The 15,880-nt window shown below is 71.1% G+C and carries 14 protein-coding genes; 10 read left to right on the forward strand and 4 right to left on the reverse strand.

The window, feature by feature from the left end; all coding sequences use genetic code 11:
- Position 1: 1 nt before the first annotated feature.
- Positions 2–1,957 (forward strand): kelch motif-containing protein, encoded by a 1,956-nt coding sequence (locus BX283_RS27530; protein ID WP_101390183.1) that lies wholly within the window; start codon positions 2–4, stop codon positions 1,955–1,957.
- A 21-nt stretch (positions 1,958–1,978) separates the two neighbouring features.
- Here the strand turns inward: BX283_RS27530 and BX283_RS27535 are convergent, their stop codons facing one another.
- A complete protein-coding gene (locus tag BX283_RS27535) occupies positions 1,979–3,010 on the reverse strand; it encodes a glycoside hydrolase family 6 protein (RefSeq protein WP_101390184.1) in 1,032 nt (343 codons plus the stop codon).
- A gap of 135 nt (positions 3,011–3,145) precedes the next feature.
- On the opposite strand from BX283_RS27535, the gene BX283_RS27540 reads away from it, so the two are divergent.
- From BX283_RS27540 to BX283_RS27550, 3 genes are all read left to right on the forward strand, one after another.
- A complete protein-coding gene (locus tag BX283_RS27540; RefSeq protein ID WP_101390185.1) occupies positions 3,146–3,655 on the forward strand; it encodes a MarR family winged helix-turn-helix transcriptional regulator in 510 nt (169 codons plus the stop codon).
- Positions 3,656–3,927: 272 nt separating this feature from the next.
- Positions 3,928–4,266, forward strand: coding sequence for a DUF3817 domain-containing protein (locus BX283_RS27545; protein WP_101390186.1), 339 nt, complete (start codon positions 3,928–3,930; stop codon positions 4,264–4,266).
- 73 nt (positions 4,267–4,339) lie between these two features.
- Positions 4,340–6,040 (forward strand): methylmalonyl-CoA mutase, encoded by a 1,701-nt coding sequence (locus tag BX283_RS27550; RefSeq protein ID WP_101390187.1) that lies wholly within the window; start codon positions 4,340–4,342, stop codon positions 6,038–6,040.
- A 224-nt stretch (positions 6,041–6,264) separates the two neighbouring features.
- On the opposite strand, the gene BX283_RS27555 is transcribed toward BX283_RS27550, so the two are convergent.
- Positions 6,265–7,671 carry a sensor histidine kinase gene (locus BX283_RS27555; protein ID WP_373979297.1) on the reverse strand — a complete coding sequence of 469 codons (1,407 nt, stop codon included), beginning with the start codon at positions 7,669–7,671 and terminating at the stop codon, positions 6,265–6,267.
- On the reverse strand, positions 7,668–8,375 hold the full coding sequence (locus BX283_RS27560; protein WP_101390188.1) for a response regulator transcription factor: 708 nt from the start codon (positions 8,373–8,375) through the stop codon (positions 7,668–7,670). The genes BX283_RS27555 and BX283_RS27560 overlap by 4 nt, the downstream gene beginning before the upstream one ends.
- 83 nt (positions 8,376–8,458) lie before the next feature.
- Between BX283_RS27560 and BX283_RS27565 the strand changes: the two genes are divergently transcribed.
- Both BX283_RS27565 and BX283_RS27570 read left to right on the forward strand, forming a co-directional pair.
- Positions 8,459–9,583: a glycosyltransferase gene (locus BX283_RS27565; protein ID WP_101390189.1), complete on the forward strand. Its 1,125-nt coding sequence runs from the start codon at positions 8,459–8,461 to the stop codon at positions 9,581–9,583.
- Positions 9,580–10,581: an SDR family NAD(P)-dependent oxidoreductase gene (locus BX283_RS27570; protein ID WP_373979298.1), complete on the forward strand. Its 1,002-nt coding sequence runs from the start codon at positions 9,580–9,582 to the stop codon at positions 10,579–10,581. The genes BX283_RS27565 and BX283_RS27570 overlap by 4 nt, the downstream gene beginning before the upstream one ends.
- 168 nt (positions 10,582–10,749) lie before the next feature.
- Here the strand turns inward: BX283_RS27570 and BX283_RS27575 are convergent, their stop codons facing one another.
- A complete protein-coding gene (locus tag BX283_RS27575) occupies positions 10,750–11,376 on the reverse strand; it encodes a TetR/AcrR family transcriptional regulator (RefSeq protein WP_101390190.1) in 627 nt (208 codons plus the stop codon).
- A gap of 252 nt (positions 11,377–11,628) precedes the next feature.
- Here BX283_RS27575 and BX283_RS27580 point away from each other — a divergent pair, with 252 nt between their 5' ends.
- The 4 genes from BX283_RS27580 (at position 11,629) to BX283_RS40765 (ending at position 15,879) form a co-directional block, all read left to right on the forward strand.
- Positions 11,629–12,597, forward strand: coding sequence for a tetratricopeptide repeat protein (locus BX283_RS27580; protein WP_101390191.1), 969 nt, complete (start codon positions 11,629–11,631; stop codon positions 12,595–12,597).
- A 639-nt stretch (positions 12,598–13,236) separates the two neighbouring features.
- Positions 13,237–13,917 carry a DUF6230 family protein gene (locus BX283_RS27590; protein WP_101390192.1) on the forward strand — a complete coding sequence of 227 codons (681 nt, stop codon included), beginning with the start codon at positions 13,237–13,239 and terminating at the stop codon, positions 13,915–13,917.
- Between the two features lie 95 nt (positions 13,918–14,012).
- Positions 14,013–14,567 carry a DUF6114 domain-containing protein gene (locus BX283_RS27595; RefSeq protein WP_101390193.1) on the forward strand — a complete coding sequence of 185 codons (555 nt, stop codon included), beginning with the start codon at positions 14,013–14,015 and terminating at the stop codon, positions 14,565–14,567.
- Positions 14,557–15,879, forward strand: coding sequence for a hypothetical protein (locus tag BX283_RS40765; RefSeq protein ID WP_180357488.1), 1,323 nt, complete (start codon positions 14,557–14,559; stop codon positions 15,877–15,879). Before BX283_RS27595 ends, BX283_RS40765 begins: the two co-directional genes overlap by 11 nt.
- Position 15,880 lies beyond the last annotated feature (1 nt).

Genomic DNA, 15,880 nt, shown 5'->3' on the forward strand with positions numbered 1-15,880 from the left:
CATGGCCTACCGGCCCTCCAAGAGCACCAAGAAGACGCTCCTCGGCGGCGGCGCGGTCCTGCTGCTCGCCGGGCTCAACGCCCCGGCCGCGCTCTCCTTCGCGGAAGAGCAGTACCACGCGTACCAGATCCGCCGGCCCGACTACATGCGCAAGTACGGCGCCTGGGACACCGTCGACATCCCCGCCAAGTACCGTACGAACGCGATCCACGCGGCCCTGCTGCACACCGGCAAGGTGCTGATCATCGCCGGGTCCGGCAACAAGCAGGAGAAGTTCGACGCGGGCTCCTTCGACACCGTGCTGTGGAACCCGAAGGACAACACCTTCAAGAAGGTCCCCACCCCCGAGGACTTCTTCTGCTCCGGCCACGCCCAGCTCCCCGACGGCCGCCTCCTGGTGGCGGGCGGCACCGCCCGCTACGAGGTCCTGGGCGCCCAGGTCAAGCGGGCCGGCGGCGGGATGCGGGTCAAGAACGAGAATCCGGACAAGCCCGTCACCATCAAGAAGGGCACCAAGTTCCGCTCCCCGTCGGGCGTCGAGTACGTCTCCAAGTTCGACGTCACCGTGCCCCGGGCCAAACGCGAGTTCGTGGTCAGCTACTACGCGACCGGCCAGATGAAGCCCTGGAAGACCAAGGTCACCGCGGCCGAGGCCCGGGTCTTCGTGGAGGCGACCGCCGAGGGCCCCAAGGCGGTGGCCACCGACCAGGCCCAGTACGAGATCGAGGGCCTCAAGGGCGACGACGCCGAGAACACGTACGGCCTCGCCGAGAAGATCACCATGGACAAGCAGGACTTCCAGGGCATCCGGGCGGCCTACGAGTTCGACCCGAAGGCGGAGAAGTACATCCCCGTCGCCCCGATGCGGGAGGCCCGCTGGTACCCGACGCTCACCACCCTCCAGGACGGCAGGGTCCTCGCCGTCTCCGGGCTCGACGACGTGGGCGTGATCCTTGCGGGCGACAACGAGATCTACGACCCCAAGACCAAGAAGTGGGGCAAGGGGCCCTTCCGGTACTTCCCCACGTACCCCTCGCTCTTCCTCACCAAGAGCGGCAAGCTCTTCTACTCCGGCGCCAACGCGGGCTACGGGCCCGCCGACAAGGGCCGCGAACCCGGGCTCTGGGACATCTCCACCAACACCTTCACCAAGATCGACGGCCTCGGCGACGGCGACCAGCTGGAGACCGCCAGCTCGCTGCTGCTCCCGCCCGCCCAGGACCAGCGGTTCATGCTGCTCGGCGGCGGCGGGGTCGGCGAGTCCAAGAAGTCCACGCCCCGCACCGCCCTGATCGACCTCAAGCAGGACAGCCCGGCCTTCAAGACCGGGCCCGCGCTTCCCCAGGGCACCCGCTACCTCAACAGCGTGATCCTGCCCGACGACTCCGTCTTCACCAGCGGCGGCTCCGAGGACTACCGGGGCCGCGGCGCCAGCAACATCCTCAAGGCCCAGTTCTACGACCCCGCCGCCAACGCCTTCCGCGAGGCCGCCGACCCCACGGTCGGGCGCAACTACCACTCCGAGGCGCTGCTGCTGCCCGACGGCCGGGTCGCCACCTTCGGCTCCGACTCGCTCTTCGGCGACAAGGACAACACCAAGCTCGGCAAGTTCGAGCAGCGCATGGAGATCTACACCCCGCCCTACCTCTACCGCGACAAGGACAAGCGCCCCGCCCTCGGCGACGGCCCGCAGGCGGTCGGCCAGGACCGCCGCGCCACCTTCCCCACCGCCCACCCCGAGCGGATCGCCAAGGCCCGGCTGATGCGGCCCAGCGCGGTCACCCACACCACGGACGTCGAGCAGCGCTCGATCGACGTGCGGCTGACCAAGGACAAGAACACCGTGACGGTGGAGGTGCCGCGCGACAAGGCGCTCGTCCCGCCCGGCTGGTACATGCTCTTCGTCACGGACGCCGAGGGCACGCCGTCCGAGGCGAAGTGGCTGCTGATCGACTGAGCGCCGGGAGGGGCCGCCCGCTCAGGCGGCCGAGCGGCGGGCCAGGCCCAGGGCGTACTCCGGCCACCAGGCGCCCGCCGCCGGCCCGCCCCGGCAGGTCCCGTCCGAGTCGCCGGGCCGCTTGATCCACAGATACGCGTCGAGCAGCGGGTTCCCGGTGCTGGTGGTCGGCGCCGTGCCGAGCGCCCGGCCGGGCGGGTTGCACCAGGCCTCGCCGGGGTCGTCGAGCAGCGGCCCGGCCCCGTTGCGGCTGGTGTCGATCACGAAGTGCTTGCCGCCGAGCCCCTGCGAGACCTTGGTGCCGTACGCCCGTACGGCCTCGTCGGTCTGGAAGTTGGAGACGTTCAGCGCGAACCCGTCGGCGCGGGCCACCCCCGCCCGGGTCAGTGGGGCGACCAGCTTGGCCGGGTCGGGGATCCACGCCGGGTTGCCCGCGTCCAGGTACACCTTGGTGTTCGGCAGCTTCTTGAAGTGGTCGATCGCCTCGTTGAGCAGCTGGTAGCGCTCGTCCCAGTGCTCGCGGGTGGTGCAGCCGTCGACCATGTGGGCCACCGCGTCCGGCTCCAGGATCACGATCGCCTTGGCATCCCCGATCGCCTCGGCGAACATGCCGAACCAGGTGCGGTACGCGGCCGTGTCCGCGGCCCCGCCCGCCGAGAGCCCGCCGCAGTCGCGGTGCGGGATGTTGTACGCCACCAGCAGGATCGTGCGCTGGTCCTTGGCCGCGCCCGCCACCGCCCGGCGGATCCCCGGCCCCGGGTTGTCCCACGCGGGCCAGTCCGCCATCGGCCGGTCCGCGATCCGCCGCAGCACCTCGGCGTCGGCGGTGCGCCCCTGCGCCTCCCAGATCTTGATCTGCTTGGCGGCGCTGCTGTCCGGGTCGACCCAGAAGGGTCCGCCGGGCGCCGGTTCCGCGCCCTCGCCCGTGGAGTGGCGCTGGGCGGCGGAGGTGGCGGCGGGGTCCTGGTCGGGGGAGCCGGAGCAGCCGACGGCCAGGGTGAGCAGCGCGGCGGCGAGGAGGGTGCGGTGCCGGGCGTTTCTGTGCCGGGACATGCGGCTCCCTGGGGTCACAGGCGTACACAGGACGCGAACAATCGTGACATATCGGTCACTCTCCGCGAGGGAGCGCCACGGGCCGAAGTGTGAGACGGGGCTGACCGCCATATGACCAGTCGGTAAGGTCGACGCGTGCCCAAGCCGCTCAGCCTCCCGTTCGACCCCATCGCCCGCGCCGACGAACTCTGGCAGCAGCGCTGGGGGCCGGTCCCCTCCATGGGGGCGATCACCTCGATCATGCGCGCGCACCAGATCCTGCTCGCCGAGGTCGACGCGGTCGTGAAGCCGTACGGGCTGACCTTCGCGCGGTACGAGGCGCTGGTGCTGCTCACCTTCTCCAAGGCGGGTGAGCTGCCGATGTCCAAGATCGGCGAGCGTCTGATGGTCCACCCCACGTCGGTGACGAACACCGTGGACCGCCTGGTGCGCTCGGGGCTCGTCGACAAGCGGCCCAACCCCAACGACGGGCGGGGCACGCTGGCGTCCATCACGGACAAGGGTCGCGAGGTCGTCGAGAACGCGACGCGGGATCTGATGGAGATGGACTTCGGGCTCGGCGTCTACGACGCGGAGGAGTGCGGGGAGATCTTCGCCCTGCTGCGGCCGCTTCGCGTTTCCGCGCGCGATTTCGAGGACGAGTGAGAGCTCGGGGCGCGGTGCGATCGGTCGGCTGCGGGTTGTCGTGGGCTGGCCGCGCAGTTCCCCGCGCCCCTAAAAGCGCCCCTCCGGGGCGCCCCGGGAATTGCCGCGCAGCGGCATTCTCAGGGGCGCGGGGAACTGCGCGAGCAACCACCCACTCACTCGCGGACGAACCCCGGGCCTAAAAGGGGCGCGGGGAACTGCGCGACCAGCCGCAGACGGCCCGCAGCGGGGCAGCGCAAGATCGCGTCCGCGCGGCCGTTAGTCTCGTAGGCATGAAAAAGAGCGTGTTGACCCGCTACCGGATCATGGCCTACGTCACCGGTGTCCTCCTCGTCCTGCTCACCCTCGGCGTGATCGCCAAGTATCTGCTGGACATGGACGGCGCGGCCGACTTCACCAAGATCGTGGGCATCGCGCACGGCTGGCTGTACGTGCTGTACCTCGTCTGCGCCTTCGACCTCGGCTCCAAGGCGAAATGGCCGGTCGGCAAGCAGCTCTGGGTGCTCATCGCGGGCACGATTCCCACCGCCGCGTTCTTCGTCGAGCGCAAGGTCTCCCGTGAGGTAGAGGCCCTGGTCACGGACCCGGCGCCGGTCGCGGCCCAGGCGTAGCCTCACCGCCCACGGAGAACCGTGGGCGGTCTGCCATCGACATTTACTAGGACGTCCTAGTAAATTCGAAGGTATGGACGCTGACGCCATCGAGGAGGGCCGCCGACGCTGGCAGGCCCGTTACGACAAGGCCCGCAAGCGGGACGCGGACTTCACCACGCTCTCCGGGGACCCGGTCGAGCCCGTCTACGGGCCCCGTCCCGGCGACACCTACGAGGGCTTCGAGCGGATCGGATGGCCCGGCGAGTACCCGTACACCCGGGGTCTGCACGCGACCGGCTACCGGGGCCGGACCTGGACGATCCGGCAGTTCGCCGGGTTCGGCAACGCCGAGCAGACCAACGAGCGCTACAAGATGATCCTCAAGGCGGGCGGCGGCGGCCTCTCCGTCGCCTTCGACATGCCGACCCTGATGGGCCGCGACTCCGACGACCCGCGCGCGCTGGGCGAGGTCGGCCACTGCGGCGTCGCCATCGACTCGGCCGCCGACATGGAGGTCCTGTTCAAGGACATCCCGCTCGGCGACGTCACCACGTCGATGACGATCAGCGGTCCCGCCGTGCCGGTGTTCTGCATGTACCTGGTCGCCGCCGAGCGGCAGGGCGTCGACCCGGGCATCCTCAACGGCACGCTCCAGACCGACATCTTCAAGGAGTACATCGCGCAGAAGGAGTGGCTCTTCCAGCCCGAGCCGCACCTGCGTCTCATCGGCGACCTGATGGAGCACTGCGCCGCCGGGATCCCCGCCTACAAGCCGCTGTCCGTCTCCGGCTACCACATCCGCGAGGCCGGGGCCACGGCCGCGCAGGAGCTGGCGTACACCCTGGCCGACGGCTTCGGGTACGTGGAGCTGGGCCTCTCGCGCGGTCTGGACGTGGACGTCTTCGCGCCCGGCCTCTCCTTCTTCTTCGACGCGCACCTCGACTTCTTCGAGGAGATCGCCAAGTTCCGCGCCGCGCGCCGGATCTGGGCCCGCTGGATGAAGGAGGTGTACGGGGCGAAGTCCGACAAGGCGCAGTGGCTGCGCTTCCACACCCAGACGGCCGGTGTCTCGCTGACCGCCCAGCAGCCGTACAACAACGTTGTACGGACGGCGGTGGAGGCGCTCTCCGCGATCCTCGGCGGCACCAACTCGCTGCACACCAACGCGCTGGACGAGACGCTCGCCCTGCCCAGCGAGCAGGCGGCCGAGATCGCCCTGCGCACCCAGCAGGTGATCATGGAGGAGACGGGTGTGGCCAACGTGGCCGACCCGCTCGGCGGCGCCTGGTACGTGGAACAGCTCACCGACCGGATCGAGGCGGACGCCGAGAAGATCTTCGACCAGATCAAGGAGCGCGGGCGCCGGGCGCACCCCGACGGGCAGCACCCGATCGGGCCGATCACCTCGGGCATCCTGCGCGGGATCGAGGACGGCTGGTTCACCGGGGAGATCGCCGAGTCGGCGTTCCAGTACCAGCAGTCCCTGGAGAAGGGGGACAAGCGGGTCGTGGGCGTCAATGTGCACCACGGCTCCGTCACCGGTGACCTGGAGATCCTGCGGGTCAGCCACGAGGTGGAGCGGGAGCAGGTCCGTGTCCTGGCGGACCGCAAGAGCGGGCGTGACTCGGCGCGGGTTCAGTCCGCTCTGGACGCGATGCTGTCCGCCGCGCGCGACGGGTCGAACATGATCGCGCCGATGCTGGACGCGGTGCGGGCGGAGGCGACGCTGGGGGAGATCTGCGGGGTGCTCCGTGAGGAGTGGGGCATCTACGTGGAGCCGGCGGGCTTCTAGCGCCTAGCCGTCTGTGGCTGATCGCGCAGTTCCCCGCGCCCCTAGGTGGTTCGTTGTCCGCGGGTCGTCCCCAACTGGTCGCGCAGTTCCCCGCGCCCCTAAAGGCCTGTGGCTGAGCCGGGTTCTCCGGCTGCGGCCAAACCCTTAAGGGGCGCGGGGAACTGCGCGACCAGCCACGCACGGTCCGCAGGCGAACGAGGGTTTCAGGGGCGCGGGGCGCGGGGTTACGGGGACCACGTCACCGCGAACTCCGCACCCCCGCCCGCCGCATTCCGGACCGACAGTTCCGCCCCGTGCGCACGGGCGATCTGGCGGGCCATCGCCAGGCCCAGACCCGAGCCGGGCAGCGCGCGCGCCCGGTCCGCGCGGTAGAAGCGGTCGAAGACGTACGGCAGGTCCTCCTCCGCGATGCCGGGGCCGTGGTCCCGTACCGTCAACCCGCCGACGGACAAGGTCACTTCGACCGGCGCTCCCGGCGGGCTGAACTTCGCCGCGTTGTCCAGGAGGTTGGACAGCAGCCGGGCCAGCCGGGCCGGGACGCCGGGGAGCGTGGCGGAGGCGTCCGCCAGGTCGAGGCGGAACGGCGTGGACGGCCAGTGCGCGCGGGCCGTGTCCACCGTGTGGGCCACCAGCGGGGCGAGGCGCACCTCCTCCAGGAGCGGGGTCGGCTCCTCGTCCCTGGCCAGGTCGATCAGGTCGTTGACCATGACCGTGACCTCGCGGATCTGACGACCGAGCGCCGAGGACGCCCGGGTGCGCTGAGCCTCCGTCAGGCGGTCGGCCCGCGCCAGGAGTTCGGCGTTGGTGCGCAGCGCGGTGAGCGGCGTGCGCAGCTCGTGGGAGGCGTCCGCGACCAGTCGGCGCTGGGCGGTCACCGACTGCTCCAGCTCGCCCAGCATGGTGTTGAAGGACGCGGCGAGCCGGGTCACCTCGTCCTCCTTGCCCAGCGGGCCCGGCGGCAGTTCGATGCGGTGGCTGGGGTCGCGGGTGGCCGCGATGTGCTCGGCGGTCGCGGTGAGCCGGGCGACCGGGGCGAGGCCGGTGCGCGAGACCCAGTAGCCGAGCCCGGCGGCGAGCAGCACCCCCGCCGCGCCGACCCCGGCGAGCAGCCGGGCCGCCTGGCGTACGCCCTCCTCCACGGTGTCCGCCCGCAGGGCGACCTGGAGCGCCTCGCCGCGCGGCAGCGTGGTGGTGAGCATGCGGGCCGGGTGGCCGGAGACGTGGATGTTGGTGAAGTACGGGCGGCGCTGCCCGGCCGCGACCTCGCGGGCCTGGGGCGGGACCGGCAGGAGATAGGGCTTCGCGGGGTCCTTCGCCCGGTCCCTCGGGACGATCTGGGCGCAGGCCGGGGCGGCGAGGAAGCGGCACTCGCCGTTGATCACGCCGGGTGCGGCCCCCCGGTTCTGCTGGGCGGCCAGGGTCGCGGACTGGGTGAGGTTCAGGTCGAGCTGGTGGAACAGCTCGTAGCGGATCACGAAGAACGCGGCCGCGCAGACACCGAGCGCGACCAGCGCCACCGCCGCCGAGGCGGCCACGGCGAGCCGGGTGCGCAGCGGGCGCCTGCGCCGCCAGCGGGCGCCTAGGGCCTGTCCGGCGGGTCTCGTCGGCGCGCGCCGACGGCGCGCGCTCACGCGGTGTCCAGGCGGTAGCCGACGCCGTGGACGGTGTGGACGAGCCGGGGCTCGCCGCCCGCCTCCAGTTTGCGGCGCAGATAACCCACGTACACGGCGAGGGAGTTGGAGTCCGGGCCGAAGTCGCGGCCCCAGACGAGTTCCAGGATCATCTCGCGCGGCAGGACCTGGCCGGGGTGGCGCATCAGCAGTTCGAGCAGGGCGGACTCGGTGCGGCTGAACTCCAGGGGGCGTCCGGCGCGGTGGCCGGTCCGGGTGGCCGGGTCGAGGACCAGGTCCGCGAAGACCAGCCGTTCGGGGTCCGGCTCCTCGGGGGCGGCCCGGCGCAGCAACGCCCGTACGCGCGCGACCAGTTCGTCCAGGGCGAAGGGCTTGACCAGGTAGTCGTCGGCGCCCGCCTCCAGGCCGTCGACACGTTCGCTCACCGAGTCGAGCGCGGTCAGGACGAGGACGGGGGTGCGGTCTCCGAGCGCCCGCAGCCGGCGGCAGACGGCCAGACCGTCCAGGACCGGCATCATCACGTCGAGGACCACCGCGTCCGGCTGCCAGGCGGCGATCTCGGCGAGCGCCGCGAGCCCGTCGACGGCGCCCCGCACCTCGTATCCCTCCACGGTGAGGCCGTCCTCCACGGCGGCCCGCACCTCCGGCTCGTCGTCGACGACGAGGATGCGGGCCGGGGGCCGGGCGTGTGCGCTGCTGCTCATGGGCAAAGAGTGCCAAACGCCGCTCTTAGAAGCCTCTTAAGCCACCCCGCGAACCTTCGGGGCATGCGCACACCCTCTCTGTCGTGATCGGTGCGGGCGGCACCGGCGGCCACATCTACCCCGGGCTCGCGCTCGCCGAGGCGCTGCGCCGGGCCGTCCCGGACGCGGTGATCTCGTTCGTCGGTACGGAACGGGGCCTGGAGGGCGAACTCATCCCCGCCGCCGGATACCGGCTGCACACCGTCGACATGATCCCCTTCGACCCGGCGCTCGGCGCCCGCCGCTATCTGCTGCCCGCGGCGCTGCTGAAGTCCGGCGCGCAGTGCCGGGCGATCCTGCGGGCTCAGGGCGCGCAGGTCGCGGTGGGGATGGGCGGCTATCCCAGCGCGCCCGTCATCGTCGGCGCCAGACTCGCCGGACTGCCCAGCCTGATCCACGAGTCCAACGCTGTGCCGGGGCGGGCCAACCAGTTCGCGGCCCGGCTCACCCGGAACATCGCGGTCGCCTTCGACCGCAGCCGGGCGCATCTGGCGGGCGGCGCCGACGCCGTCACCACCGGGATGCCGATCGCCTCGGCGCTGGCCGGACTCGACCGGCCGTCGCTGCGGGCCGAGGCCCGGCGGGCGCTGGACGTGCCGCCCGGGGCGCGGCTAGTGCTCGTCAACGGCGGCAGCCTGGGCGCGGCCCGGCTCACCGAGGCGGCGGTCGGGCTGGCCCGGCGGTGGCAGGGGCGCGACGACGTCCATCTGCTGATCAAGACCGGTCCCGCCGCCCTTGAGGAGACCCGGCGGCGGCTGACCGGGCTGTGGGGCGCGCGGGCCGTGCCGTACCTCGACCGGATGGACCTCGCGTACGCGGCGGCCGATCTGGTGGTGTGCCGGGCCGGTTCGGCGACGGTCGCGGAGCTGGCCAGCACGGGGGTTCCGGCGGTCCTCGTCCCGTATCCGCACGCGCCCGGCGACCACCAGACGCACAACGCGCGGGTGCTCTCGGAGGCCGGGGCGGGGCTGCTGCTCCCGGACGCCGAGACCACGGCCGACCGTCTCGCCTCGCTCGTCGAGCCGCTGCTCGCCGACCCGGCGCGGCTCGCCGCGATGGCGGGGGCGGCGGATCCGGGCCCCCACGCGCGGGCGGCGGAGCTGCTGGCGGCGCGGGTGCTGGAGCTGGCGGGGGCGACCACTTTTCGTACGAAGGAGCACGCAGCATGAACATGAACATGAAAACGAACTGGAACGACCGGACCGTCCTCGTCACCGGGGCCGAGGGATTCATCGGTTCGACCCTCGTCGACCTGCTCGTCGAACAGGGCGCGCGGGTGCGGGCGTTCGTGCACTACAAGCCGTACGCCGAGAAGGGCCATCTGGCGCACCTGCTCGACCACCCGGCGGTCGAGATGATCGCGGGCGACGTACGCGACGCCGGGCGGGTGGCGGACGCGGTCGCCGGGTGCGACACCGTCTTCCACCTCGCCGCGCTGATCGGCATCCCGTACAGCTACGACTCGCCGGGCGCGTACGTCCAGACGAACGTCGTCGGCACGGAGAACGTCGCGGAGGCCTGCCGCCGGCACGCGGTGCGGCGCCTGGTGCACACCTCGACGAGTGAGGTGTACGGGACGGCGCGGACGGTACCGATCGCGGAGGACCACCCGCTCCAGCCGCAGTCGCCGTACTCCGCGTCGAAGATCGGCGCGGACGTGCTGGCGCTGTCGCACTGGCACGCGTTCGAGCTGCCGGTCACGGTGGTGCGGCCGTTCAACACGTACGGGCCGCGGCAGTCCGCGCGGGCGGTGATCCCGACGATCCTGGCCCAACTGCACGCGGGGGCACGGGAGATCCGGCTCGGCTCGCTCACTCCTACGCGTGATTTCACGTACGTGACGGACACCGCGCGCGGGTTCCTGGCGGTGGCGGAGTGCGAGCGGGCGGTGGGCTCGGTGGTGAACCTCGGGTCCGGCCGCGAGATCGCGATCGGCGACCTGGCGACCGCGCTGATCGAGGCGTCGGGCCGGGAGGCACGCATCGTGGTCGACCCGGCGCGCCTGCGGCCCTCGGGCAGCGAGGTGGAACGCCTCCTGTCCGACAACTCCCGGGCGCGGGAGTGGGCGGGGTGGGAGCCGGAGATGTCCCTGGGGGAGGGCTTGAAGCGGACGTCCGCGTGGGTTGAGGAGAATCTGGGGGCGTTCGGGGCGGGGTACGCGGTGTGACCGGCTGAGTAGCCCCCACCCCGCCCCTTCGGGCCGCCCCAAGGAAGCCGCGCAGCGGCATGTGAGGGGCGCGGGGAACTGCGCGACCAGCCACCCACGGTCCGCAGCCGAACGCGCCACCGCCCCGCACCGCAAAGGGGTTCGGGGGCGCAGCCACCGAGGGTGGGATCAGGCCGTCGCCTGCAGGCCCGTGCAGATCAGGAGGGTGAAGTCGCGGGCCCACTCCCGGTCCACCGGCTCCGCGCTCACCAGCGCCCGGTGGACCACGGCCCCCGCCACCACATCGAAGATCAGGTCGGCGTGGCGCGCGGAGGCGACCGCGTCGTCCTCGTACGGCAGCTCCCCCCGCACCTGCGCCCGCTCGCGGCCGATCAGTACGAGCCGTTTCTGGCGGTCCACGATCGCCGAGCGGATCCGGCCGCGCAGGGCGTCGTCGCGCGTGGACTCCGCGACCACCGCCATCAGCGCCGTCTTGGTCTCGGGGCGCTCCAGGATGGACGCGAACTGGAGCACCACGCCCTCCACGTCCGCCGCGAGGCTGCCGAGGTCGGGGAGTTCCAGCTCGTCGAAGAGGACCGCCACGGCGTCCACGACCAGCTCGTTCTTGCCCGCCCAGCGCCGGTACAGCGTCGTCTTGGCGACGCCCGCGCGGGTCGCCACGTCCCCCATCGTCAGCTTCGACCAGCCCAGTTCCACCAGCGCCTGCCGGGTCGCCAGCAGGATCGCCGCGTCGGCCTCGGGGCTGCGGGGGCGGCCGGGGCGCGCGGTTCTGCCGGGGCTGGAATCGGAACACATGACGTACGACCATACCGGCCGGTAAGGAATGCGCTGTGGGAGAGATCACGGCGCGTTCGGGGCCTTCTCCGGGCGCTCCCGTACCGACTCCAGTTACGCTACGACTCGTAGCGAAAGACTCCAGCGGTCTTTGAGCGACAACCACAGAACAGCAGTACACGCAGGGCCGCAGGCGCCGGGTGGGGACCCGGGTGCGCCGGGATCCTGCCACCGGTTGAGCACACTCGCGCGCGGAAGGGGGAGGATGTACGCATGCAGCCTAGGAACATGTCCATGAGCGGCGTCGTCGACCTCGCCGCGGTGAAGGCGGCCGGTGAGGCCAAGGCCAAGGCGGAGCAGGCCCGAGTCGAGGCCGCCCGTCAGGGCGGGGGCGCGGCCGTACCGCCGTCGGCCCTCGTGATCGATGTCGACGAGGCCGGGTTCGAGCGCGACATCCTCCAGCGTTCGGCCGAGGTGCCGGTCGTCATCGACTTCTGGGCCGAGTGGTGCGAGCCGTGCAAGCAGCTCGGCCCGCTCCTGGAGCGGCTGGCCGCGGAGTACAACGGCCGCTTCCTGCTGGCCAAGATCGACGTCGACGCCAACCAGATGCTGATGCAGCAGTTCGGGATCCAGGGGATCCCGGCGGTCTTCGCGGTGGTCGCCGGTCAGGCGCTGCCCCTCTTCCAGGGCGCCGCCCCCGAGGCCCAGATCCGCGAGACCCTCGACCAGCTGATCCAGGTCGCCGAGGAGCGCTTCGGCCTCACCGGCATCGCCGTCGACGCCGACGCGGACACCGCGCAGGCCCCCGCCGCGCCCGCGGCCGGTCCGTACGACGCCCTGCTCGAAGCGGCCGTCAGGGCCCTGGACTCCGGCGATCTGGCCGGCGCGGTCCAGGCGTACAAGAACGTGCTCGCCGACGACCCCGGCCACCCCGAGGCCAAGCTCGGCCTCGCCCAGGCCGAACTGCTGCGCCGAGTCCAGGACATGGACCCGCAGCAGGTCCGCAAGGACGCGGCGGAGAAGCCCGCGGACGTCACCGCCCAGATCGCCGCGGCGGATCTGGACCTGGTCGGCGGACACGTCGAGGACGCGTTCGGCCGGCTCGTCGAGACCGCCCGGGTCACCTCGGGCGAGGACCGCAACGCGGCCCGGCTGCGGCTGCTCGAACTCTTCGAAGTCGTCGGCACCGACGACCCGCGGGTGACCAAGGCCCGGGGCGCGCTGGCACGAGTTCTTTACTGAACCGGGGCGCGGTCTCCGGGCCGCTCCAGGGGCGCTGAGCTGTCGTCGCGTGCAACTACGCGGCTGACGATTTGGCGACACGGAGACAAGCGGCGGCCGCGTTTTACCAAAACTTGGTAAACGCGGTCGCTGTTACTGGCAGTAAATTGAACTGCTTCTTACGTCCGTATTGAGACGTCTATTTCCCCTTCTGTCCGGTGACTTGGGGGTACGAAGTGTGGCGACCCGATGCCGGGCTGTCGTGCCACGGTTATCCCTCCGTTACTGGCAAGTAACGAACCCCCTTGCGCCCCTCCTCCGAATGGACCACGATCGGCCACGCTCGGTCCAATAACGCACCAGCCCGACAGCCACTCGGGGCTGCGCGTTTCTGGGTCCCCACCGAGCCGGCCGGCGGCCCCGTCGCCGACCGTGGACAGGGGGGTCTCCGCTCACCGGCGGGGCCTGTCCAGCAGGTTGTGCGTGATACGCGTCAGGCGCGACCAGTGGTTGTCGCTCGGGGGTGATCGCCGGTGCTTTCGGACGCGGTACGCGCCTGAAGACTCGGGCGCTCCTTCCCGAGGACGTAGCACTTCTCCCATCCCTGGACAGCCTGCGAAGGTCCGTCCCGGAGATGTACGTCCGAGAAGGAGGAAAGTCATGGAGTCCCAAGTTCGTGGCGGGACCAGATGGAAGCGGTTCGCGCTGGTCATGGTGCCGAGCGTCGCCGCCACGGCGGCGATAGGCATCGGGCTCGCCCAGGGTGCGCTGGCGGCTTCGTTCAGTGTGTCCGGTGTTGACTTCAAGGTCACGGCGGACCAGCTGGTCGGCCACAACATGCTTCAGTACGGGTCGATCGACAGCGGCGCGGGCAAGAACCACCCGGTGGTCGTGTCCGGCTTCAACCACGCCGAGATCACCAATATGTGCCAGTCCGTCGTGACGCCGCTCCCGTTCGACATCCCGGGCATCGGCAAGGCCGTCACGATGAAGATCGAGGCGGGCACGGAGGCGGGCAAGCCCGTCGTGGCGGACAACATCTACCTTGATGTGTCCGAGCTCGACACCGACGCGACGTTCAAGAACATCGACATCGGCGTCGCGGCGGGCGAGGGTCAGGGCACGGGCGACGAACGTGTCGAGATCCAGCCCGGCAAGAAGGGCACGCCGGGCGAGAGCCCCAGCCAGTACGGCTTCGCGCAGCGCGCCAAGGAAGTCGTTCTGGACGGGGTGCAGCAGCGTGCGTGGGCAACCACGGCGGCCAGCTTCAAGCTCAACGGCCTGAAGCTGCGGCTGTCCGGTGGCTCCAACGAGTGCCAGCTCAAGCCCAAGGCTCACTAGAGGCCTCACCCGGCGGTCGGCGAGAGCACGACCCTTCCGGCCGCCGGGTCCTCTTCCTTTCACACAGCAACAGCGGTACCAGGGAGCTGTTTTCCATGAGCGCCGAGACCACAGGTTCCCGCGGGTTCACCTACTGGCGACTTCGTTTCCGTGCCTGGCGGGGCCGCAGGCCGTTCTGGGCGGGGCTGTTCACCATCGCCGGTGGCGTGCCCATCATGTACTTCCCGTACGCCAACATGCACCTGGGCAACATCACGCTGGCCATGTCGACGACGGCCGGGGCGGGTTCGCTGATCATCGGCGTACTTCTGGTGACGCTGGGCGTGACGATGTGGTTCCACCACATCGTCCGGGTGTTCGCCGGTATCGCGGCCATCCTGCTGGCGCTGATCTCCCTGCCCGTCGCGAACTTCGGCGGCTTCGTCATCGGCTTCCTGTTCGCCCTCTTCGGCGGGGCGCTCGCAGTCGCGTGGGTGCCCGCGAAGCCCAGAAGGCGTGATCTGCGCGCCAAGGCCGCCGACCCCTCGGGCGATGAGCCGGACGCACTCCCGGAAGAGGGCAGTGTCCCCGGCCCGCGCGAGGAGGAGTTCGGAACGGCCGCCACGGAAACGACAGTTGACGCCAATGGCGGGAGGAACAGTGCGGGGTGACGAGACGCAGCTGGGCTCGACCGGAGGCGGCGACTCCCGTGGGAGAGGCGGGCCGCGCCACGCGGCCCCGAGGAAGTCGCTGCTGACGAAGCTGCACATGCCCGCGGGCAAGGCGATGGCCCTTGCGGCCATGCCGACGGCCATGTTCGTCGGGATGAGCCTCACGCCCAAGCTCGCGATGGCGGACGACAAGACGGACATCCCGTTCGCGCCCGGCCCCTGTGTGACGCGCTCCGACCAGCCGAGCGAGTCGCCCAGCCCGTCGTCGAGCAAGTCGTCGAAGCCGACGCCGAGCCCGTCGTCCTCCGCTTCCCCCTCGTCCTCGGACAAGGACAAGGAGCCGACCCCGACGACGACGCCGTCGGCGGACAAGGCGCAGCAGAGCCAGCAGATGCCCGCGGGGAAGACCTCCACGCAGGCGCCGACGACGAAGCCGTCCACGACGCCCGCGCCCGCGCCCACGTCCACCAAGTCGACCAACCCGCTCGACCCGTTGGGCCTGGGGGACGTGCTGGGAGACATCCTGGGCGTACACCCGAGCAAGTCGTCGGCACCGGTGACCCCGAAGCCGTCGTCGACCGCGACGTCCACGCCGACGACGAAGCCGACCACCAAGGCTCCGACGCCGAAGACGACGACGGCCAAGCCGTCGACGAAGCCGGTCACGAAGCCGGTTGACAAGACGGCCGAGGCGATCCGCGAGGCGGCCGCGCAGGCGGGCCAGAAGGTCGAGGACCTGGCGGACAACGCCAAGGGCCTGGACGCCAAGAAGGACCCCGCGGTCCCCGACGGCGCCAAGCAGCCCTTCCCGTGTCCCACGGCGGACCCGAAGGCCCTGGCCGACGCCAAGCTCGCCGCGGGCGTCCCGCTGCTGCCGGACCAGCCGTGGATCCTCAAGACCTCCAAGCTGACGCTGGGCGGCCTGAACTACGAGGGCATCGTCGAGGTCAAGACGGGCAGCGGCAAGATCAAGAAGGTCCTGAAGTTCACGGCGAAGTCGGTGGACATCGACAACCTGCACCAGCTGGTCTACGGCCCGGAGCTGAACGGCAAGCCGACCACCGCCCACGTCAAGGCGCGCGCGGGCTCCACGTCGGAGATCCGCAACGGCACGGTGACGATGTACACGGAGGAGCTGAAGGGCAACCTCTTCGGCCTCATCCCGATCACGTTCAGCCCGCAGAGCCCGCCGCCTCTGAACATCCCGTACGTCTTCTTCACGAACGCGACGGTCCACCAGGCGGGCCAGTTCGGCGGAACGCTGACGGTCCCGGGACTGCAGAACTACATCACGGACGGCAGCCCCGAGTAGC

Origin of the sequence: Streptomyces sp. TLI_146 (assembly GCF_002846415.1) — a bacterium.
In the GTDB taxonomy this organism is placed as follows: domain Bacteria; phylum Actinomycetota; class Actinomycetes; order Streptomycetales; family Streptomycetaceae; genus Streptomyces.